Below are 20,094 nucleotides of genomic sequence, written 5' to 3'. Positions count from 1 at the left end.
CCATGTAACCAAGGCCCTTTGAATTCTAAAAGCAAGCTCTTTAACTTATGTGATGAATTTCGTCCATATTGGTTCACTTCCGTAAGGTTTTCTCTCTAAAAATGAGTCTTGGGGGAACAAAACCATTATATTTATGAAAGCGTTGGTGCCCGGGGCCGGAGTCGAACCGGCACGGGGAGTTACCCCAGAGGATTTTAAGTCCCCTGCGTCTACCAGTTCCGCCACCCGGGCTGTCTCCTTGAGCATCAAGGCTTTTACCATGTTTTCTGTCCCCTGCAAAGCGGCAGTAATGTGATTGATTTTCAAGAAATTCTTTAATGGGTAGGATTTCTCTTTGGAGGGTGGATTTTTAAAGTCTCTTCAGGAAGGAGTCGAATAGTAAATATGTAAGAAGCCTCCTCTCTCTGCCCCACTCCTCAAGCCCCTGGGTCTTGGGCCTGGGGGCTTTTTTATAGAACACTAGTGGCCGCTGACAATATCTCCAATCTGGAAGATTGGGAGATACATGGCCACAATAATGCCTCCGATGGTGCCTCCCAAAAAGACAATCATGAAAGGTTCTATCATGCTCGTCAGAGCCTCCACGGTGGCATCCACCTCTTCTTCAAAGAATTCCGCCACCTTGTTGAGCATAGTGTCTAGGGCCCCGGTAGACTCACCCACAGAGACCATCTGGACTACCATGTGAGGGAAGATACCGCTTTCTTCCAGTGGTTCGGCGATAGAACGTCCCTCGGTAATGTTGGCCCGGACCTTGAGTATAGCTTCTTCCACAACCTTGTTGCCGGCAGTAGCTGCTGCTACCTTTAAGGCTTCGATAATGGAAACGCCACTGTTGATAAGGGTCCCCAAAGTGCGGGCAAACTTGGCTACGGCAACCTTACGGATCAGGGGGCCGAAGACCGGAAGCCTGAGAATTAGGGCATCAATCTGGCGACGCCCCCGCTCAGTAGCATAATATCTTTTAAAAATGATCACCCCCAGAATGATCCCGCCGATGATGGCCAAGATATAATTTTTAACAAAGTTGCTCATGGCAATGACGATCTGGGTGGGAAGGGGCAGGGCCTTGCCGAAGTCAGAGAACATCTTTTCAAAGACTGGGATGACGAAAAGGAGGATAATAGTGACCACAATAACAGAGATGGAGACCACAATGGCCGGATAGGTAAGGGCCCCTTTGATCTTCTTCTTAAGCCTTAGGGCCTTTTCCATGTAGGTTGCCAGCCGCATAAGTACCTCATCCAGGTTGCCACCCATCTCTCCGGCCTGGACCATATTGGTATAAAGATTATCGAAACATTTGTGCTTCTTGAGAGCCTCGGTCAGGCTCTGGCCGCCTTCAACGTCTGCCTTTATGGTCTGGATAATCTCTTTAAACGTCTTATTTTCCTGTTGCTGGGCCAGGGCCTCAAGGGCCTGGACTAGGGGGAGACCGGCGTTGATCATGGTGGCCAGTTGCCGAGTGAAGACCACCAGTTCTTTAGATTTTACCCCCGGCCGAAGAAATGGCAGATAGTCACTTAAACCTTTGGATTTTGGTTTGATCTTTACAGGAGTGATGCGTAACCGCCGCAGATGGAGGCGGACAAGCCTCTCATCCGGGGCTTCCATCTCCCCCTTTTTTTTGGTGCCATCAGGACCTTTGCCTACCCAGACATAAACAGGCAACTTTAGCCTCCAGAGATGTTTTTTTGAGGAAATCTCTATAAGAGATCGACCAAAAGGGGAGAATTCTTTAGGCTCAAAAATAAAAAAGGCGGGTCTTAGACCCGCCTGTTACCCCACTTAAAAGAGGCTTAGAAACTTAACTCAAAAGAGACATAGATGTTGTACATGTGGTCGATGGGGATAAACATGGTAGAACTAGAGATATAACCTTGGCTAGCAAATTCAGCAAAAAGCTCATTGGGATTTTTAAGTTCGGAGTCAATTTGACGGGGTTTGCCGAGCCAGAGGCCACTTCCTGTATAGTTGAACCAGAAGTACTGGAGACCAACCCGGAGTTGGGCCTTAGCGTACTTGTTAAGGGCCTCACCCACAGGGAGAGCCTGGATCCAGTAAACTTCACCTACATGGCCCCTGGTGGCCAGCTTGTTGAAGTAGATATCATCACTGCCGACCATAAACGGCATCCACCATTTGGAACCATAGTTGTACTCAAGGCCCAGCTTGGCATTGAACCGGCTGATGGGGATTCTGGTGCCCAGATAGACAGCCCAACCAGCCTTGGTACCCAGATCATCAAAGGTGGAGACAGCTTGGCTGACCGTCTTTGGTGGGGTGAAGTTTTTGCCTAGCATCAGATATGGGCCACCAAGAAGGGTGTAGTACATATAGAGCATGTCGCCATCATGATTAAGTGGCATCCCCATGTAGCCGTAGGTATCTGGATCCGTAATGGAGAGACCCACTGAGGCAAAGTAGTCAATCCCCTCGAGCCCCACCGCCGGGATATCTATTTTATGCATCCAGGTGGCCCCCAGCTCGTAGATATCGCCAAGATTATACTGAGTGGTTACAGAAAATGGGGTCCACTGATTAAAGAGCGGAGAAAACATATACCAGGAACCATCTGGGAAGCCCATTACCCCTTCGGCCTTAAAGAGTTGGACGACAAGGAGCATGTCCTTCTCTGGCTCATCAATAACATCCCAGACAAAGCCATAGAAATCTATATCGTCCTTAGCTCGGTCAAGAGGGGTCTTAAAGCCAGATTCAAATCCTCGGCCATAACAGAAGCGGATCCGGCCACGCCAGGGCCAGGAATACTGGAAACCAATAGTGGCTCCGTCGAAGGGAACATCGATATTGATCCCCGCCGGGCTGGCCTCCCGATTGTCAAGACCTTCACGCAGCTGGCTGGGGATGCCGTGGGTGGTCGGCCGGCGGCCAAAGGAGATCCACATGGGAAGACCGCCGACATTTACCCAGTTGAAGTAGGCCCGATCCACATAGAGGGCATTGTCGGCCGGGCGAACTCCGAGGGTAAAGTTGTTGGTTGTCGGCGGGAAAAGGCCCGGAGCAATATAGTCGTTGGTCATTCCCCAGATCTTATAATAGCTCAGCCTGACCTTGACATTGGTGTTCTCCGTAGGATTGACTTTGAAGTTGATCCGCATCCGGTTGGTATAGACGGTATCGTTATCTGTACTATGACTGGTTACAGCCCTTTCAAAACGACGCCTTAGTTCTGGATCAAGATTGATTTGACCATTAAACATAGCCGCATATGCTGACCCATAAACTCCTTTGCTAGCATCTTCAAACAGCGGTAGCAGGCCGAACATATAGCCATTTTCTGGTACGGAAGCACTGGCTATATCAACGCGGGAGCGGATATCTCCCCAAATTTTAAATTTGCCCATGTTGTCTTTGAACTCTTCAACGGCCTCAACGACTTCACTCTGTTCCTCTTGGGTCTCCTTGATCTCTTTGAGCTGGCTCTTTAAGGCCTCAAGCTCGCGGGTGAGTTGTTCAATGCGCCGCATGAGCTCCTCGGTGCTTGGGGCGGCTGAAGCCAGAGGAGCCAGCCCTAGGACAAAAAAGAGCATAAGGACCACACTCAACCAACGCCTCATAGGAACCTCCTATTTTTTAGGGTGATAATTATTGAGGATATCAAACCCTCTAACCTGGCCTTTTTTCTAGTGTCAAGGTCGATTTTTTTGCCTATTCTTAAAAAAACTAGACAAATCTCGTCCGAGGCTGGTAATTAATCCCCGTGGCTCTACTTCAGCTTTTAGAAAAAGTGAAATCCTTCCCGAATATTCATCAGGCCGGTATGATCCTCGTCCACAACGGTATTGTTAGGGCCTCAAGTCGGGATGGGCGTTCGGTAGTGGCCGTGAGGGTTAAGGTGAACCGGGAGCCTTTGGCCCGTCTCCTTGAGGCTGCCCGCCGACGCCCGGGGATCGTGGCTGTAGAGGCCGAAATCCGAGAAGGTGAGCTCACCGTGGGAGAAGATCTTATGTATCTAGTAATCGCTGGTGATTTTCGTGAAAATGTCATTTCCTGTCTTGCCGAACTGCTTGAGGCCATCAAGACTGAGGTTACGGAAAAGGAGGAAGTCTTTGGAGACTGAGGCCCGGGAGCTCATCGAAACCTGTCGTCGCCTTTATCAGAGGGGTCTTGTTGCCGGAAGTGAGGGTAATGTCAGCCTTAGGTGTGCCGACGGCCGTATTCTGGCCACCCCTTCGGGCAGGAATAAGGGGCTACTTGAGTCTAAAGATCTCTGTCTTCTTTCTGCTGAAGGGGGCCATCTCTCTGGCCCCAAAGCCTCTTCAGAAATGGCCCTCCATCTCCAAATATATCGCCTAAGGCCGGATGTCTCGGCCATTATCCATACCCACCCTCCCTATGTTCTGGCCCTGACCATTGCTGGTTTCAGTCTGACCGAGCCCCTCTTGGCCGAAGGAGCTCTCTTTTTTAAGGATCTAGAGCTGGCCCCCTTCGCTGTACCAGGAACAGATGAAGTTCCGGCAGTGGTTGCTCCTCTCATCCGGCGGACTAACGTCGTTGTCCTTGAGCGACACGGTCTAGTGGCGGTGGGGAAGGGGCTTGAGGAGGCCTTTAATCTTACTGACATGCTCGAACATCTTGCCAAAACTTACTGGTTGACCTACGCTCTCAATCCTCAGGCCAGACCTTTAGGGATTGAGGAGCTTGATCGTTTAAGGCGTTTTCATCCATGGCAGAGATAAAGGCCCCTGTTACGGCCACGGTAGTTGAGCTTCGAGCATGGCCAGGCAAGCTTGTTGAAGCCGGGGAGGAGCTGGCCCAACTTGAAGCCATGAAGGTCTATATTCCTATACAGGCCCCCTGTCGAGGCCGGATTGAGAGAGTTTGGGTCAAATCAGGGGAGGTAGTAGAAAAGGACGCCCCCCTGATGACTATTGTCTGCATGCAGGTCGATTAGTTGGACAAGGATATATTTATTAAGGATATTAAGTTATGGTTAACAAGATTGCTGTGGTCGGGCTGGGTTATGTTGGACTCCCAGTGGCCATTGAGTTCGGTAAAAAAATTGCCACTATCGGTTATGATGTAAGCAAAGAGAAGATCATCGCCTACAAAAAGGGAAGGGATCCGGCCGGTGAGATTGATTCTAGCGAGTTTGCTATGGCCAGATATCTTGAGTTTACGGCAGATCCTTCTCGCCTCAGAGAGGCCGACTTTATTATCGTTGCCGTTCCGACTCCGATAAACATCCACAAGCTTCCCGATCTGGGTCATCTTATTTCTGCTAGCCGAACCATTGGGGCCAATCTGTCTCCGGGGGCTATCGTCGTCTATGAGTCCACCGTCTACCCGGGAGTAACGGAGGAGATCTGTTTGCCGGTACTGGAGGAGGCCTCGGGCCTTAAAGCAGGAGTTGATTTCAAGGTGGCCTATTCTCCGGAGCGAATCAATCCTGGAGACAAAGAGCACACCCTTGCCCGAGTGGTCAAGGTGGTGGCCGCTCAGGATGAAGAGACTTTAGAGGTTGTTGCCCGAACCTATGAGATGGTTGTCGAGGCCGGAGTCTATCGGGCTCCGAGTATCAAGGTAGCTGAGGCGGCCAAAGTGATTGAAAACACTCAGCGGGATCTCAATATTGCCCTCATGAACGAACTGGCCATTATTTTTAACCTTATGGGGCTAGATACTCTGGAGGTTCTGGAGTGTGCTGGCACCAAATGGAATTTTTTGCCCTTCCGGCCAGGTCTTGTAGGGGGGCACTGTATTGGCGTAGATCCTTACTACTTGACCTACAAGGCCCAGGAGTTGGGCTATCATCCTCAGGTGATTCTAGCCGGCCGCAGGATTAACGACTCTATGGGGGTCTATGTGGCCCAGAAGACCATTAAGGAGATGATCAAGGCCGGCATTCGCGTAGATGGGGCCCGGGTGGGGGTGCTAGGCCTTACCTTTAAGGAGAACTGCCGCGATATTCGCAACACGCTGGTGATCGACATCATCCTGGAACTTCGTGAATATGGCATCGAACCAGAGGTCCATGATCCTTTAGCCGATCCTCGGGAGGCTGAAAGACTCTATGGTTTAAGGCTTTACCCTTCACCTCCTCTGGGTCTTGATGCCGTAATCCTGGCCGTAGCCCACGATGCCTACCGGGAGCTTGGCCCCGAAGGACTGATCTCTACCTTGCGTCCAGGCCGGGGAGTAATCATAGATGTTAAGGGCCTTTTTGGCCCTTCTGACTTTGCCAGGTCTCCTTATCGCTACTGGCGGCTTTAAGGGGTCAAGGAGGTGGGGACAATGGCACAGGTATTGGGCCTTACGGATGAGGAGAAAATTACCCTTTTGAAAATTGCCAGGCAGGCAATAGCTGCCCGTCTTGAGGGTCGCCAGCTGACCTTTCCAGAGATAAGCTCTCCCAAGCTTAAGACCTCCCTTGGGGCCTTTGTCACCCTTCACATCCGGGGGCAGCTTCGGGGCTGTATCGGGACCTTTTTCCCCCAGGGGCCTCTTTATCAGACTGTAGCCCAGATGGCTCAAGAGGCGGCCTTCTCTGATCCCCGTTTCCCGCCCTTGAGCCGGGCAGAGTTTCCCCAGATAGACATCGAAATCTCTGTCCTTTCCCCTATGGAAAGGATCCGAGGAGTGGAGGAGATTGAGGTGGGGCGCCATGGGCTCTATATCATCCGAGGGCTTAATCGAGGAGTGCTCCTCCCCCAGGTAGCCACAGAATATGGCTGGGATCGTTATACCTTCCTTGACCATACCTGCCTTAAGGCCGGGCTTCCTCCGGGGTGCTGGCAGGATCCGGAGACCGAAATTTACGTCTTTACGGCTGAGATCTTCTCCGAGAAGGAGTTTGGTCTGGCCGAAGGGGCCTGAGGCCCCTTCGGCCAAATTTTAGTTCTGGGTGGCTTTATTAAGGATATACTTTTTTAGAAATTCGAACTGCTCAGGGGTTAAAGAGACCCTTATCTGGTGCCTCTTAAGGATAGCTTCCCATTCTTTAGGACTCCTTTCCTGGGGGCGGAAATGTCGATGGCAGGCCCCGCATTCTTTTAAATAATAGGCTTTGCCCTGGGTAACTTCCATATCTCTCTTCTGAACTTTGGGAGACAAAGTGCAACCCAAATTGAGACTTAGACCAATTATCAATAAAGCGATGAAAAAAAATTTCTCCCTCATGGTGACCCTCCTAGAATTGCCAGCCAACGCCGAGGTTTATCATGTCTGCGGGATCTGGTCCGTCGGATTTTTTGACTTGGTAATCGATCTTTAGGACCAGATTAGGAATAGGATAAAAATTGAGGCCAAAGGTCCAATCGAAGCGGTCCCCTGAAGGGTCCCGGAGGACGCCGCTGGGCATGGCGTGCTGGGTGTCGTAGTCATCATAGCGGACAAAAAACACAGCCTCGGCTCGACTGAGACGTCCCCTTTTGAGAGACTCTGGCAGGATGTGAAGACCGGCCTCAAGATAGTAACCGAGCATCTCTTTCGCTACCCCTTGGGGGAGACCTTCAGTTTCATCGAGCCTTATGAAAGCCAGGGCTCCTCGGAGATCAAACCTTCCAAGGGAGAACTCAAAATCTCCTGAATAGATACCGATCTTGCCGTCAATGCCGGGATCCCTGCCCTGATTGCCATTGTCTACTCCGCCGTAATAGAAGGAAGCCCCGAGCCTTAGGCCGGAGATTGTCTCTGAGGGAATGATCATCCCGGGATAAAGATCGATCCGACCGGTGAGAACGGGGCTATTGAGGCTTGGTCTTTCTTTTATGCGTCCTTTGCGGATCCCCAGAACAGGATCAAACTTGGAGCCATCAAGGCCGCCGACAACATAGAGCTGATAGCGGATCGCCGTTCCTAGGTCTCCGAAGACACCGGCTCCATCTGAGCCCCAGGTGGTGGGGATAATGTAGGTATCAAAGGCCGGCCGTTCGACTCCATAGAAGGCCGGAGGTTCATGGCGGAGGTTTATTATTCCCAGGGGGGTTAGGATTCGGCCAATCCGGAAGTTTAAGCGAGGGTGGACCAAAAAATCCACATAGGCTTGCTCGATGGCCAGTTCTCCATCGTCGCCTTCCACGTAGGCATGTTCTAATTCAATCTCCGATTGGAATTTAATCCAGGAGGAGAAGTCATAGCCCAAGTAGAGCACCAGACGGTGGATATCCATCTGATCGTTAGAATTGCCCTGAGAATCCTTGCCCTCACTGATGTTGGCGTGGATCTCCCCGTAGCCGCCAACACTGAAGCGACTTTCCTCTTTGGATAGGCGTCTTTCTTCAAGAAGCCTCTCGACCTTTTTCTCAAGAATCTCAAGACGTTCGGTCTCGCTGAGTTCAGCCCAGGAGTAGGAAGCAGTCAGCAAGCAGAAAAAGATCAGTAGTCCTTTAAGGAACACCTTCATGAAGACCTCCTTTTAGAAAATTTTTCTAAGACTCTTTAGCAATCATTGAAGAAAAAAAAAGAATCTCCTCAGGCCATGGGGGAACACCTCCTTTCCGTGGTCAGGTGGTTTTACAATGGGCTCCCTAAGAAGACTGCGACTAAGTATCAGTAAGGATTATCCTTGTCAATGGTGGAGTTTTGCTTGTCCCCCTTTAGGGAAATAGAAAATTCCCGCTGCCCTGGGCAGGGTGTTTTCCTTGCCGAAGGTCTATATCCGGCCTATATTGGCCAGGGAATCTTTGGCTCTAGGGAGGTTTGATGATCGAAGAGACGCAGCCTCTTCTTTTGATCATCCTTGATGGCTGGGGGTGGCGGAAGGAGGTCAGAGGCAACGCCATCCTTCTCGGTGGTACCCCTAACCTTGATCGTTTCCGAAAAGAATATCTCTTTACCCTTCTTGAATGTTCCGGGGAGGCGGTAGGTCTTCCTGAAGGGCAGATGGGGAACTCTGAGGTGGGCCATCTCAATATTGGGGCCGGTCGGATCGTCTATCAGGATCTTACTCGGATAAACAAGGCCATTGCTGATGGATCCTTCTTCAGGAACAAGATCCTCCTTGAGGCCTTTTCTCGGGCCCGGATGAGTGGGGGAAAGGTTCATCTTCTGGGGCTGGTCTCTGACGGTGGCGTCCATAGTCATATCGAACACATCTACGCCCTGCTGAAAATGGCCAAGGATCAGGGGCTCTGCCAGCGGGTTTTCGTCCATGCCTTCACTGACGGCCGTGACACCCCTCCTGACAGTGGTCTGGGCTACATTCGTGAACTCAAGGAAAAGATGGCTGAACTTGGCTGTGGCCAGATTGCCCTTGTCTCTGGCCGTTATTACGCTATGGATCGGGACCGACGCTGGGAGCGGACCGAGCTGGCCTGGCGGGCTATGGTCCTGGGGGAAGGGCCTCAGGCCGAAGATCCCCTTCAGGCCGTAAAAGAAGCCTATCTGGCCGGAGAGACTGACGAGTTCATCCGGCCGACGGTCATCGCCCCGCGGGGGAGACCGGCGGCCCTGATTGAGGACGGCGACGTGGTTATCTTTTTTAACTTCCGGGCTGATAGGGCTCGACAGTTGACCCTGGCCCTCACCAAAGAAGGCTTCAAGGAGTTTAAACGCCCCTCTTTTCCGCACCTGGCCTACTTCGTCTGTATGACCCTTTATGACGAGGCCTTTGAACTTCCTGTGGCTTTTCCGCCGGAGCATCTACACCGAATTTGGGGCGAGGAGGTCAGCCGGGCCGGCATCCGTCAGCTTCGGATTGCCGAGACAGAAAAATATGCCCATGTGACTTATTTCTTCAATGGGGGCGATGAAACTCCCTTTCCTTTTGAAGAGCGTAAACTGATCCCCTCTCCTCGGGATGTGCCCACCTATGATCTCAAGCCGGAAATGAGTGCCTATCAGGTTACCGAGGAGCTAATTCGGCGCCTCAAACAGGAGGACTATGGTTTTGTGGTGGTGAACTTTGCCAACGGCGATATGGTCGGCCATACTGGGGTGCTTGAGGCCGCTATTCGAGCCGTTAAGGTGGTAGATGACTGCGTCGGACGGGTAGTTGAGGCCTTCAAGAAGTATCGAGGAGGGCCGGTAATCGTTACTGCCGATCATGGGAACTGTGAACAAATGCTGGACAACTCCTCTCCTCATACGGCCCATACGGCCAATCCAGTGCCGTTCTACCTGCTTGATGAGCGTTTTAAGGGATCTCGTCTCCGCCGAGGGATCTTGGCCGACATTGCTCCCACTGGGCTTTTTCTTATGGGGCTGCCTGTACCTCCAGAAATGACTGGTCAGGTGCTCATTGAGGGGCTTTGATTCAGGCTACGGTTTTAAAAACCCCGGCCCGGCGTTCATCGGCGGCTCCTTCAAGCCGGCTATTTACCAGATGAACTCCGCCAAAATAAAGATCCTTGACCGGCCAGAGATTGAAGGGCCAGGGAAACTTCTCGAGGATTCTTTGAGGGATACCAGGTTCGGCCTGGAGAATCTCTCCGTCGAAGTGGGCCCGTGGGGCAGAGACGGCCCTGGCTGGCTCAAGGCCGAAGTAGGTCAGGTTGGCAATCACCTCAAAGATGGCCGATCTAATCCGTTTGCTCCCTCCGCTACCAAGGGCGGATTTTACCCCCTTAGAGATGAGGAGGCTGGGAGCCATCATGGAAGAGACCCTTGTCCCCGGCGGGTCAACAAAAAAACCACGGGGGTGGAGATCGTCTTCGCCCATGATGTTGTTAAGGACAATTCCCGTGCCGGGGGCCAGATAGCCTGAGGCCTCCCCAAAGGTCATGGTCAGGGCTGCCAGGTTTCCCTGGCCATCGGCAACACTGATGTGGGTTGTGCCTCGGCTGGCCTTGGGGGCCTGGAGGAGTCCAAGGATGACCTCTGGCTGATCCTTAATGCTCGTCTCTCTTAAGACGTGGGCCTCATAAAGGCTTTGGACCAGGGCCCGAAGGTGTCCCTCGGAGAGAAACTCTCCTCCAGAGAAAAATTCCTCAAAGAGTTTGAGGGACAAAGCGACCATGCCACCCCCAAAGGCCGGAGGGGGGTTAGTAAGGAGAAGCCCTTGAGAGAACTCAAATCTCAAGGGCTTTCTACAGATGACTTCATAGGAAGAGAGATCCTCTCTGGTCAGCAGCCCTCCACCTTTCTCCATCATGGATTCTAGCGCCAGGGCAATCTCTCCTTGGTAGAATGAATCCAGGCCTTCAGGCAAACTTTCTAAAAAATCCGCCAGCTCTGGGTTCTGGAGTATCTCGCCGGCCTTAGGGGGCCTCCCCTGAGGGCAGAAGATGGCGGCCATCTCGGCGGTGGCCTTGATGATGGGCTCAAGGATACTAAAACAGTAGGCCTGAAAGGCATCGACTACAAAACCATTCCGGGCAAAGTGGATGGCCGGAGCCAGGACCATCTCGAGGGGGAGACTTCCCAGATCCTGATGGATCTTAAGAAGCCCCTTTAGGGTTCCGGGGACGGCTACCGAGGCCAGTCCGATATTGAAATCCTGGCTTGAGGCTGCAAAGTGAACAGTGACCTTCTGAAAGTCTTGTGGTTTCCTCCCCTTTGCCCCTCGACCAGGGGTATTAACAAAGAAGTCGTAGACCAGGGTCTGGCCTTTTGAGGCTAGATGGACCAAGGCGAATCCACCGCCTCCCAGGCTAGTCAGAGCGGCTTCGGCCACTCCAGAGGCAAAAGCCGCAGCTACCAAGGCATCGAAGGCATTTCCTCCCCGGGCCAGGATCTCTTCGGCCGCCCTGGCCGTGTGGCTATTTCCACAAGCGATAGCCCCTTTCATCTCCAAAATTCCTCAAATATCGTCTGAATAATCTCTTTAAAGGGAGCCCCAGCTTCATAGAGGGCTAGCATCCGGTGGGCCCCAGTGCCTCGGCTCAAAATCTCCCAAAGGCTCTCAATATAGGGTTGGCTGATCGGATCTTCAAGTTCAAGGGCCATGCGGCCAAGGGATTCGGCCTCCTCCTTGAAGGAGCTTCGTCTTAATCCAGGAGAGATGTAGATCCCCTCGAGGCCATGGCGGCCAGCCTGCCATTTGTTGTAACGGATAATTTCTAACGGAGGCCGTGGCGGGGGAGTCTCTTTTCGGCTGAAGATTACGGCCAGGGCCCAGGTCAGGGCAACAAGGCACAGGATGTCCTTATAGCGGGTAGGAACATCGTATATCCGAATCTCCACCGTCCCGAAATCTGGATGGAGCCTTATATCCCACCAGAGGTCCCTTACAGAGTCGATCACCTCGAGACGGCAGAGGAGATCTACCAGTTCGGAGAATTCGGACCAACCCTCAAAGAAACGCGGCAGGCCAGCCAGGGGTAAGGCCTCGAAAAGTTTGCTCCGGTAAGAATAAAGGCCACTGGGTTGCCCTTCATAAAAGGGCGAAGAGGTCGAAAGGGCCAGAAAGACAGGAAGGAGGGGCCTTAACCAGTTATAGACCTTGACAGCCATCTCAGTGCTTTCCATTCCGAGGTGGATATGGAGCCCCTGAGCGATGAAACGCCGTCCAGGTAGCTGAAGCTCATCAAAGATGCGCCGATAGCGGGGATGGTCCCAGACCTTTTGTTCTTTGGCCAGGGAGAAGGGGTGGAGGCTGGCTGGCCAGAGAAGGAGCCCCTTCCCACGGGCTAGATCAAAAAGATAGGCCAAAGTTTCCCGGAGAAATTCGTCCACTTCAGAGACATTCAGACACACCGGTGTAACTAACTCCACCATGGAAGAAAGGGCCTCTGGTTTTATAAGGGGCCCCAGTTTTTCCTGGGCCAAGTGGTAAATAAGAGGCCCTTCGGGGGAAAGGGCCAGGGTCTGGGCGTCGAGGACCTGGAGTTCGATCTCTACGCCCAGACTAAAGGGAAGACTTTTGGCAAAGGTCAGGCCCACGGTTTAGCTCCTCTGGCGGGAAAGGCTTCTTAGAGCCACTTCGGCCACAGTGGCCAAAAAGGATGCCCCGACAGGAAGTACGCCCTCATCGAAATCAAACCTGGGGCTGTGGGCCGGGATACCTTCAAGGCCAGTCTTGGCTGCCCCAAAGCGAACAAAACATCCCGGAACCTTGCGCAGATAAAAAGCAAAGTCTTCTCCTCCAAGGCTAGGATGTGGTTGACGAACTACCCCCTGAGGCCCAACCACCTTCTGGGCAGCCTCTCTGGCCCAGGCCGTCTCTGCCGGGCTGTTGATTACTGGAGGATAGCCTTCTTTGATCTCTATCCTCACCCGGGCTCGGTGGAGATCCCCTACGGCTTTGGTAATACGCCTGAGGCCTTCGTGGATCCGGCGGCGGATGTCCTTATGGGTGGAGCGGATGGTCCCCTCAAGGAGGGCCTCTTCGGCGATGACGTTGTGGGCTGACCCTCCAGAGAATCTACCCACGGTAACCACACAGGGATAGGCTGGATTGACCTCCCGAGAAACAATGGTCTGGATGCTCATGACCAGAAGAGAACCCACTACAATGGCATCGATGGCCTCATGGGGCCAGGCAGCGTGGCCTCCGCGGCCGAGGACAGCGATGGAGAAGGTGTCGGTGTAGGCGCAGATAAGGCCTTCGTTTACGGCGATCTCCCCGACCTTGAAGTGTCTGTCAATATGACCACCGAAGATGGCTGCTACCCCTTTGAGGGCCCCTTGGCGGACCATCTCTCTGGCTCCAGCCCCCTTTTCCTCAGCGGGTTGAAAAATGAGCCTTATCCGGCCAGGAAATGGTCTTTTCCGTAGAAGAGCCGCTGCTCCAAGAAGCATGGCCACGTGACCATCATGGCCACAGGCGTGCATCAGCCCAGGAACTTTGGATGCAAAGTCAAGTCCGGTCTCTTCTTTAAGGGGCAGAGCATCCATGTCGGCCCTTAGGGCCACTGTAGGGCCCGGGCCACCGTCTATCTCCGCCAGGACACCCGTCTTGGCGATCCCTTTCTGGTGGGCAATGCCAAGCTCTTGGAGCTTGGCGGAGATCAACTCGGCGGTTCGTTTTTCTTCATAAGCCAACTCCGGCCAGGCATGGATGGCCCGCCGGATCTCTACCATCCAGCTGATAAGATCCGGATCCATGGGTCTCTAATCCCTGGAGGGAAGCTGAGGGGGCATACAACCATCGCCCTCCTCACCGGCAAGGTTTTGGCCTTTGTCCTCACGGATAAGCTTTGCAATCAGGGCCTTGGGGATGGAGACCCGGATGACTCCCCGGAAATCTCCTACTTTGTAGCCTGTAGCTTTATCCTGGGGATAGAGCCTCTTTAAGGTTTGGGTGATCTCCTCCGGCATCTCCCGAGGATCTCCATGGCAGAGCAGACACTCACTTCTTACCAGAATGGGTTTGTAGTAGCGGTAGTAGGGCTGCTCGTCTTCTGTGACCTCTTGGATATAAAAAGGAAGAAGGATCTTCTTGCCTCGGTAGATCCATTCCAAGAGATCCAGAACCTCTTTTTCGTATTCATCCGGAGCATCGGCTGGATTGCGCCACTTGAAAGAGGTTCTTTTGATCTTGATTCCCGGGCCCAGTTTTTGGCCCATCTTGCGGGTCAGATCCTGGGCTACCGTGGCACACACAGAGATGGCTGCGGCCGGATCCCCTTCTTCCATGGCCTGAATGAGCTGGGATTTTAGGTTTTTCATCAGCTCCATGGCCGCCCGTTCTCCTATTTGGAGGACTTTTTCGTTTGTTTGGGCCCCTGCCAAAGGCAGAGAGCAGAAGAAACAGATCAAGAGAAAAGATAGGAATCGAGTCATCGCCTCCCCCCTCTCCAAAAATTCTAAAGGCGCCTTTTATCATATCTGATAAGGATAGTCAGCCCGATCTGCCTCAAGATCTCGATAAAAAGTCCAGATAAGGCCAGGAATCCATGCTAAAATGGAATTAATGAAGGTAAAAAAGGTTGATTTTTTCCGTAGCGTTACCCGCCTTCAAGATCTTCCTCCGGAGCGTTTCCCAGAGGTCGCTGTGGCTGGTCGCTCTAATGTGGGCAAGTCTTCTCTTATAAATCGTCTTCTCAGACGCCGGGCAGTGGCCCGGGTGAGTTCTACTCCTGGCCGGACCAGGGCCCTTAATTTCTTCAATATCGATGACCGGCTCTATCTGGTTGATCTTCCGGGCTACGGGTTTGCTAAAGGGCCGCTGAGGGAGCGGCTGGCCTGGAAGAGCTTGGTTGAGGGATACCTTTCCAGTCGGCAAAGTCTCCTTTTGGTACTGGCCATTTTTGATATTCGCCGCCGTCCAGACGAGCTTGACCTGGCTCTTATTGACTATCTTCAGGGGCTTAAGTTCTCTTTGGTAGTTGCCCTTAACAAGATAGACAAAGTCAATCGAGCCGAAAGACTCCGGGCTAAGAAGATATATTTGGTTGACTTTGGTCTTCAGCCAGAAGACGTCTATCTTATTTCCTGCCGCACAGGCGAAGGGATAGACTCCCTGCGGGGGCGAGTATTTGCGGCTTTACGATAGAATTATTCGGCGGCCAGTTCGATCCGTTCTTCAGACCCCTTGAGCAGGGCCAACATTAAGGAAAGGTAGTCTCTTACATGTCTGGTGATCAGGAAATTGTCCCGGACAAACTCTCTGGCCTTTCGGCCCATCTCGGCCCGTCTTTCCGGATAAGACAAAAGATACCGGATCCTTAAGGCTGCCCCTTCTGGGGTGCGAACGAGGAAGCCAGTGTGGTGATTAACCACCTGTGATCGGATACCTCCCGTATCTCCTCCAATGACTGGTTTTCCCTTCCACATACCTTCAGTTACCGTGAGGCCGAAGCCCTCCTTGATGGATTTTTGCATGATTACATCAGCGGCCCTCTGAAGGGCGTTAATGGTCAGGTGTTCATCAGGAGGAAGGAAGAGGATTCGGATGTCGGGGTCGTCGAGGGCAGCGGCCTTGACCTCTTTTAAGACGATTTCTCCTTCTGGATCGTCGGCTGCTCCTCCTCCGGCCAGAACCAGCTGGACGGGGGTAAACTTTCGGGCCAGCCGGACGGCCCTGATGACCCCCAACGGATCCTTGAAGCGGTCAAACCGGGAGACCTGGACTATTAGAGGCTTTTCCTTGGTGAGTTTGAAGCGCTCAAAGATCCGATCCACCTCCTCTTGATCAAGGTTGACATTTTTAGGGCTTAAAGGATCAATACTCGGAGGAATAATATATTGGAGATTAGGAAGAGGCTGCGTGAAATCGGGCATGGAGAAGATGGTCGCATCATACTTGGAGACAATATCCCTTAAGTAACGCCAGACAGGACGGTGGGGTCGGGAGAGATCGATATGACATCGCCAGATCCATTTACCTTTCCGGTGGGGAAAGAACTCTATGAGGGGGGCTGGCTGGGGGTCGTGGATAAAGACAAAATCAGCATCTTCCAGGACTGGTCTTAAGATTTCGGCCTGTTGGGCGTTTATTTCTTGATGAACTCGGAGGGCGCTTTCGCTGATGTCCTGAGGAAAACCCTGAAGGGCATTGTGCATAGCCTTGGTTACCCGGAAGAAGTTTTCATCTCCGCTGATCACTTCCCAGCGTATATTGAGTCCCAAAGCCTCCTTGATAGCAGTAAGGCTGTTTAGAATCTCGGCCACCCCTCCTCCGTAACGGGTGGAATTAACATGGATGACTCGAGCTCCAATCAAGGCTCCAGCTAATTGTTTCAGCTGGTCAACTACGTCTGCCCCGGCAATCTCACGATAGCGAAGGAGGATTTCTTCAGTCACGATTGCCTCCTAGAGAAAAAGTCCTTGAAGACTTGGCAGAGCTGTTGTCGGAGTTCGGTGAGGGTAACGAAATAGGGGTCAATCCTGGCCAGTTGTAGGATGAGTTCTTGGTACTCTGGGCCAAAGGCCATCATCCAAGCCCTAAAGTCGTCAGTGTTGTCGATGGTTCTTCTACGGGCGTCAATGAAGTGGTAAAAGATGCTCCCTGCCGACATCCCGGCTACGGCCTCAGGTAGCTCTTCCGGGCGAGAGAGACGGCGATTGGTGTCAAGGACCACTATCTGGCTGCGAACAAAGTAAAAAGGGGTCTCAGCTTTGAGCCAGGGGATATATTCGGTCTCATCCATTCGCTCCTCAATAGTGTCAATGAGTTCCTGCCGCAGTGATTCAAGATCTGGGTAGTCTTGGGGATCGATGATATTTAAACGTTCAGCCAAGATCTGGTCATGGAGGGCCCGGTGGGCCCAGGCGGCGAAGTCGTTGTGATATTCGGGGTGTTCAAAGCTCGGACGCAGAAGTCGCCCCCAGAAGTGATGATACAGACATCCTGAATGGACCCGCCGAAGATCATCCAGAAGTTCGGCCAAAGAGTGCGATTTTTCTCCAGTAGATATAGAAACCAGAGCACAGTCTTTGATCAAGAAAGGGTAATCAGCCATCTCCCCGTTGGGCATAGGCTAACTCCTTGAGCAGTCTTCTGGCCTCCCGGGAGGATTCAAGGTTGAATCGGGCCCGGGAAGGTTCAAGGCCTATCTTTATTGAATAGGCCGACTCGGGCAGGACATCGAAAAGGTCTTCATCGGTCCAGTCATCCCCCATGGCCAAGATGAAATCCCAGGCCTTGGGAACCAGCCAACGAAGGGCCGCTCGGCCTTTGTTAATGTTAGCCGGTTTGACCTCGATGACTTTGTTTCCTTCAAGAACCATAAGGTTAAAATTCTCTGTCAGGTTGACCAGGGCGTCTTTCAGTTCTCTGGCCCGAAGACTTCCAAGTTCAGGGTCGGCCATCCGATAGTGCCAGACAAGAGAAAATTCCTTTTCTTCGATTAGAGAGCCCGGGGTTCTGTCCATGTAGAGCTCGAGTATGGGCCGGATGGCTTCCTTCCAGTCCTGTTTGAGGGGTTCGATCATCTCCCAGTCTCCCCCTGCCTCTTTAAACCAAACTCCGTGTTCGGCTACCAGATCGACCTTTACGTCTCCCAACCAGTCCTCCATGGTTCGTCGATCCCGGCCGCTGATAATAACCACCTTGTTGCCGACCTCGATCAATCCGCTGAGGATGCGCTTAAGCTCTCCATCCGGTCTGGCAAGCTCTGGACGTCCGGAGAAAGAAACCAAAGTGCCATCGTAGTCGAGAAAGAAAAGTCTAGCTTTAGCAGCCAGATAATCTTCCATAAGTTTCCTTCTGGTCTCCAAGGAGAGCTTTCGCGCCTCTCTTTGATGTTGCATCTCCTGGATGTGCTTCAGGCGGTCCAAGAACTCCCCTGTCCATCGATAAATATCGTAACGTTTGAGGCGTTCCTTGAGCCGTCGGAGCCTGTCGGCTTGTTCGGCCTCATCCATCTCGAGGGCCATGGCTAAGGAGTCGGCCACCTCCTGAATGTTGAAAGGATTAACGATCACCGCCTCGCCCATCTCTCTTGCTGCCCCGGCCATTTCGCTGAGGATAAGGACCCCTTGGTCGGTGGTCTTGGTGGCTACAAACTCCTTGGCAATCAGGTTCATACCGTCGCGAAGGGGGGTTACTAAGGCTACTTCAGCTAGGTGATAAAGGGCTGTCAGGGTAGAGAAGGGAAGTGAGCGATAAAGGTACCAGATAGGAGTCCAACCTAAGGTTCCATGTCGGCCGTTTATTCTGCCAATAAGCTCATCGACCTCGCGTTTGAGCTGAATATAATGCTCCACCTTGGTCCGTGAGGGGACCCCTACCAGGACTAGAATGACCTTCTCCCGATATTTGGGATAGCGTTCCAGAAAGAGATCAAAGGCCGCCAGCCGTTGAGGGATGCCCTTGGTGTAATCCAGACGATCTACCGAGAGAATGACCTTGCGTTCTCCGATGCGACGTCGCAGGCGTCGGATCTCCGCCTGGACATCTGCCTGCTTAGGGGCCCCGGAGAAACGGCCAAAGTCTATCCCCATGGGGAAGGTATCTACCTTGGCCACCCGATTGTCTATGTGGACGAGACCCAGGCTGTGATCTTTGCCGAGTATCCGGCGGACACAGCTTAGGAAATGCCTAGCGTAGTCATAGGTGTGGAAGCCGATCAGGTCGGCTCCCAAGATCCCTTCAAGGATTTCTTCTCGCCAAGGAATGGTCCTGATAATCTCAAAGGAGGGAAAGGGAATATGGAGAAAGAAGCCAATGGTTGCCCGGGGAAGATGGCGTCGGAGGAGGCCAGGTAAAAGCAGGAGCTGGTAGTCGTGGACCCAGATGATATCCTCTTCGGTAGCCTCTTTAAGGACAGCCTCGCAGAAAAGTCGGTTTACCTGGCGATAACTATCCCAGAATCGCTTTTCAAAGCTTACATACTGAAGGAAATAATGAAAAAGAGGCCAGAGGATTCGGTTGCTAAAGCCATAATAATAATATTCTACTTGGCGTTTGGTGAGAAAGATGGGGCGGCAGGATTCCTGGGCTAGGCGTTCTTTTATTGCTTCTTCATAGCCGCGGGCACTTTCGCTAGATAGCCCCGGCCAGCCAAGCCAGAGGCCATTTTTCTGGCGATAAAACGACCCCAGCCCTGTAGCCAGCCCCCCGGCGCTGGAGTGAAAGGCCAGTCTTTTCTCTTGTTTGCTGACAGTAACCGGCAATCGATTGGCAACGATTATCAGTCGGGAGGACATTCCTTATATCCTGACATCGTATCCGGCTTGTCACAAGCCCACCTCAGGATGGAATCATAGCGATCTCTAAAGGGGAAGGCCAGCTTTATTTGGCCTTTTTCTTCTTGGATCGGGACCCGATCTCACAACTGGGGGCCGCTCAGGTAGGAACCCCAAGTCGGGGAAGGATAAGGCGGTTTAATCCCAGCCAAATAACAAAGACCAACAATACAATACCAAGATCTCCAAGGTTCACGGCTTCAAGCCTCCTTTTGTTTCTGACTAAATTCTAAAGCCTTTTTGAGACGGGACAAGACACGCTTCTTCCCCAGCAGGGAGATAATCTCAAAGAGCCCGGGGGAGACGGCCCTTCCCGTAAGGGCCACCCTTACAGGTTGAGCAATATGTTTAAGTTTAAACCCCATCTCTTCTGCCAAGCCCCGAAAGAGACCCTCCAGGGTAGCCTCATCGGAAAAATCAGAAAGTCCTTCCAGCTCTTTTATGAGTCTTTCTAAGACCGGGGCGACCTCTGGCTTCAGGAACTTGCGGGCGGCCTTGGGATCGTAGTCCGGATCCTGAAAATAAAAAAGAAGCATCTCAGCCATCTCCGCTAGGGTTTTGGCTCTGGTTTTAACTGTTTCGATGGTCTGGCAAAGGTAGACTTCTTCTGGCTCCCTG

The 20,094-nt window shown here is 52.4% G+C and carries 18 protein-coding genes, 1 tRNA gene and 1 pseudogene; 7 read left to right on the top strand and 13 right to left on the bottom strand.

The window, feature by feature from the left end; translation table 11 throughout:
* Nucleotides 1-143: 143 nt before the first annotated feature.
* The 3 genes from ACXJJX_RS08100 to ACXJJX_RS08090 form a co-directional block, all read right to left on the bottom strand.
* Nucleotides 144-231, bottom strand: a tRNA-Leu gene (locus ACXJJX_RS08100).
* A gap of 228 nt (nucleotides 232-459) precedes the next feature.
* Nucleotides 460-1,671, bottom strand: a complete 1,212-nt coding sequence (locus ACXJJX_RS08095; RefSeq protein ID WP_456433994.1) for a type II secretion system F family protein — start codon at nucleotides 1,669-1,671, stop codon at nucleotides 460-462.
* Between the two features lie 128 nt (nucleotides 1,672-1,799).
* On the bottom strand, nucleotides 1,800-3,581 hold the full coding sequence (locus ACXJJX_RS08090; protein WP_456433992.1) for a DUF3373 family protein: 1,782 nt from the start codon (nucleotides 3,579-3,581) through the stop codon (nucleotides 1,800-1,802).
* A 170-nt stretch (nucleotides 3,582-3,751) separates the two neighbouring features.
* On the opposite strand from ACXJJX_RS08090, the gene ACXJJX_RS08085 reads away from it, so the two are divergent.
* The 5 genes from ACXJJX_RS08085 to amrA are packed head-to-tail and all read left to right on the top strand — an operon-like array spanning nucleotide 3,752 to nucleotide 6,840.
* Nucleotides 3,752-4,084 carry a molybdenum cofactor biosynthesis protein MoaE gene (locus ACXJJX_RS08085; protein ID WP_456433990.1) on the top strand — a complete coding sequence of 111 codons (333 nt, stop codon included), beginning with the start codon at nucleotides 3,752-3,754 and terminating at the stop codon, nucleotides 4,082-4,084.
* Entirely contained in the window at nucleotides 4,074-4,703 is a 630-nt protein-coding gene (locus ACXJJX_RS08080; RefSeq protein WP_456433988.1) for a class II aldolase/adducin family protein, read from the top strand. The genes ACXJJX_RS08085 and ACXJJX_RS08080 overlap by 11 nt, the downstream gene beginning before the upstream one ends.
* Nucleotides 4,691-4,918 (top strand): acyl-CoA carboxylase biotin carboxyl carrier protein subunit, encoded by a 228-nt coding sequence (locus ACXJJX_RS08075; RefSeq protein WP_456433986.1) that lies wholly within the window; start codon nucleotides 4,691-4,693, stop codon nucleotides 4,916-4,918. The genes ACXJJX_RS08080 and ACXJJX_RS08075 overlap by 13 nt, the downstream gene beginning before the upstream one ends.
* Before the next feature lie 35 nt (nucleotides 4,919-4,953).
* Entirely contained in the window at nucleotides 4,954-6,237 is a 1,284-nt protein-coding gene (locus ACXJJX_RS08070; RefSeq protein WP_456433984.1) for a nucleotide sugar dehydrogenase, read from the top strand.
* Nucleotides 6,238-6,258: 21 nt separating this feature from the next.
* A complete protein-coding gene (amrA, locus tag ACXJJX_RS08065; RefSeq protein ID WP_456433982.1) occupies nucleotides 6,259-6,840 on the top strand; it encodes an AmmeMemoRadiSam system protein A in 582 nt (193 codons plus the stop codon).
* 18 nt (nucleotides 6,841-6,858) lie between these two features.
* Here amrA and ACXJJX_RS08060 read toward each other — a convergent pair whose 3' ends face one another.
* Entirely contained in the window at nucleotides 6,859-7,143 is a 285-nt protein-coding gene (locus ACXJJX_RS08060) for a hypothetical protein (protein ID WP_456433980.1), read from the bottom strand.
* Nucleotides 7,144-7,153: 10 nt separating this feature from the next.
* Entirely contained in the window at nucleotides 7,154-8,368 is a 1,215-nt protein-coding gene (locus tag ACXJJX_RS08055) for a porin (RefSeq protein WP_456433978.1), read from the bottom strand.
* A gap of 299 nt (nucleotides 8,369-8,667) precedes the next feature.
* Here ACXJJX_RS08055 and gpmI point away from each other — a divergent pair, with 299 nt between their 5' ends.
* Nucleotides 8,668-10,218 (top strand): 2,3-bisphosphoglycerate-independent phosphoglycerate mutase, encoded by a 1,551-nt coding sequence (gene gpmI / locus ACXJJX_RS08050; protein WP_456433976.1) that lies wholly within the window; start codon nucleotides 8,668-8,670, stop codon nucleotides 10,216-10,218.
* A 1-nt stretch (nucleotide 10,219) separates the two neighbouring features.
* Here the strand turns inward: gpmI and ACXJJX_RS08045 are convergent, their stop codons facing one another.
* The 4 genes from ACXJJX_RS08045 to ACXJJX_RS08030 are packed head-to-tail and all read right to left on the bottom strand — an operon-like array spanning nucleotide 10,220 to nucleotide 14,628.
* Entirely contained in the window at nucleotides 10,220-11,692 is a 1,473-nt protein-coding gene (locus ACXJJX_RS08045; protein ID WP_456433974.1) for a gamma-glutamyltransferase family protein, read from the bottom strand.
* Nucleotides 11,689-12,786: a carboxylate-amine ligase gene (locus ACXJJX_RS08040; RefSeq protein ID WP_456433972.1), complete on the bottom strand. Its 1,098-nt coding sequence runs from the start codon at nucleotides 12,784-12,786 to the stop codon at nucleotides 11,689-11,691. Before ACXJJX_RS08040 ends, ACXJJX_RS08045 begins: the two co-directional genes overlap by 4 nt.
* Nucleotides 12,787-12,789: 3 nt before the next feature.
* Nucleotides 12,790-13,950, bottom strand: a complete 1,161-nt coding sequence (locus ACXJJX_RS08035) for a M20 metallopeptidase family protein (protein ID WP_456433970.1) — start codon at nucleotides 13,948-13,950, stop codon at nucleotides 12,790-12,792.
* Nucleotides 13,951-13,956: 6 nt separating this feature from the next.
* Nucleotides 13,957-14,628, bottom strand: a complete 672-nt coding sequence (locus ACXJJX_RS08030) for a Tll0287-like domain-containing protein (RefSeq protein WP_456433968.1) — start codon at nucleotides 14,626-14,628, stop codon at nucleotides 13,957-13,959.
* Nucleotides 14,629-14,758: 130 nt separating this feature from the next.
* Here ACXJJX_RS08030 and yihA point away from each other — a divergent pair, with 130 nt between their 5' ends.
* Nucleotides 14,759-15,340, top strand: coding sequence for a ribosome biogenesis GTP-binding protein YihA/YsxC (gene yihA, locus ACXJJX_RS08025; protein WP_456433966.1), 582 nt, complete (start codon nucleotides 14,759-14,761; stop codon nucleotides 15,338-15,340).
* A gap of 2 nt (nucleotides 15,341-15,342) precedes the next feature.
* On the opposite strand, the gene ACXJJX_RS08020 is transcribed toward yihA, so the two are convergent.
* The 4 genes and pseudogenes from ACXJJX_RS08020 to ACXJJX_RS08005 form a co-directional block, all read right to left on the bottom strand.
* Complete coding sequence (locus ACXJJX_RS08020; RefSeq protein WP_456433964.1) at nucleotides 15,343-16,590, bottom strand: glycosyltransferase; 1,248 nt, start codon at nucleotides 16,588-16,590, stop codon at nucleotides 15,343-15,345.
* Nucleotides 16,587-17,264: a DUF5752 family protein gene (locus tag ACXJJX_RS08015; protein WP_456433962.1), complete on the bottom strand. Its 678-nt coding sequence runs from the start codon at nucleotides 17,262-17,264 to the stop codon at nucleotides 16,587-16,589. The genes ACXJJX_RS08020 and ACXJJX_RS08015 overlap by 4 nt, the downstream gene beginning before the upstream one ends.
* Nucleotides 17,242-19,437 (bottom strand): bifunctional alpha,alpha-trehalose-phosphate synthase (UDP-forming)/trehalose-phosphatase, encoded by a 2,196-nt coding sequence (locus ACXJJX_RS08010; RefSeq protein ID WP_456433960.1) that lies wholly within the window; start codon nucleotides 19,435-19,437, stop codon nucleotides 17,242-17,244. The genes ACXJJX_RS08015 and ACXJJX_RS08010 overlap by 23 nt, the downstream gene beginning before the upstream one ends.
* Nucleotides 19,438-19,676: 239 nt before the next feature.
* Nucleotides 19,677-20,094 (bottom strand): annotated as a pseudogene (locus tag ACXJJX_RS08005) (glutamate--tRNA ligase); the annotation flags it as partial.

It is taken from the genome of Thermosulfuriphilus sp. (assembly GCF_054026695.1).
Note: the sequence above shows the minus strand (reverse complement) of the source record. Positions and strands in the feature narration are given on the sequence as shown.

Excerpts from the sequence above, each read along its gene's own strand:
- ACXJJX_RS08090 (WP_456433992.1), bottom strand. The coding sequence starts at position 3,581 with ATGAGGCGTTGGTTGAGTGTGGTCCTTATGCTCTTTTTTGTCCTAGGG.
- ACXJJX_RS08075 (WP_456433986.1), top strand. The coding sequence starts at position 4,691 with ATGGCAGAGATAAAGGCCCCTGTTACGGCCACGGTAGTTGAGCTTCGA.
- ACXJJX_RS08070 (WP_456433984.1), top strand. The coding sequence starts at position 4,954 with ATGGTTAACAAGATTGCTGTGGTCGGGCTGGGTTATGTTGGACTCCCA.
- amrA (WP_456433982.1), top strand. The coding sequence starts at position 6,259 with ATGGCACAGGTATTGGGCCTTACGGATGAGGAGAAAATTACCCTTTTG.
- ACXJJX_RS08060 (WP_456433980.1), bottom strand. The coding sequence starts at position 7,143 with ATGAGGGAGAAATTTTTTTTCATCGCTTTATTGATAATTGGTCTAAGT.
- ACXJJX_RS08055 (WP_456433978.1), bottom strand. The coding sequence starts at position 8,368 with ATGAAGGTGTTCCTTAAAGGACTACTGATCTTTTTCTGCTTGCTGACT.
- gpmI (WP_456433976.1), top strand. The coding sequence starts at position 8,668 with ATGATCGAAGAGACGCAGCCTCTTCTTTTGATCATCCTTGATGGCTGG.
- ACXJJX_RS08045 (WP_456433974.1), bottom strand. The coding sequence starts at position 11,692 with ATGAAAGGGGCTATCGCTTGTGGAAATAGCCACACGGCCAGGGCGGCC.
- ACXJJX_RS08035 (WP_456433970.1), bottom strand. The coding sequence starts at position 13,950 with ATGGATCCGGATCTTATCAGCTGGATGGTAGAGATCCGGCGGGCCATC.
- ACXJJX_RS08030 (WP_456433968.1), bottom strand. The coding sequence starts at position 14,628 with ATGACTCGATTCCTATCTTTTCTCTTGATCTGTTTCTTCTGCTCTCTG.
- yihA (WP_456433966.1), top strand. The coding sequence starts at position 14,759 with ATGAAGGTAAAAAAGGTTGATTTTTTCCGTAGCGTTACCCGCCTTCAA.
- ACXJJX_RS08015 (WP_456433962.1), bottom strand. The coding sequence starts at position 17,264 with ATGCCCAACGGGGAGATGGCTGATTACCCTTTCTTGATCAAAGACTGT.
- ACXJJX_RS08010 (WP_456433960.1), bottom strand. The coding sequence starts at position 19,437 with ATGTCCTCCCGACTGATAATCGTTGCCAATCGATTGCCGGTTACTGTC.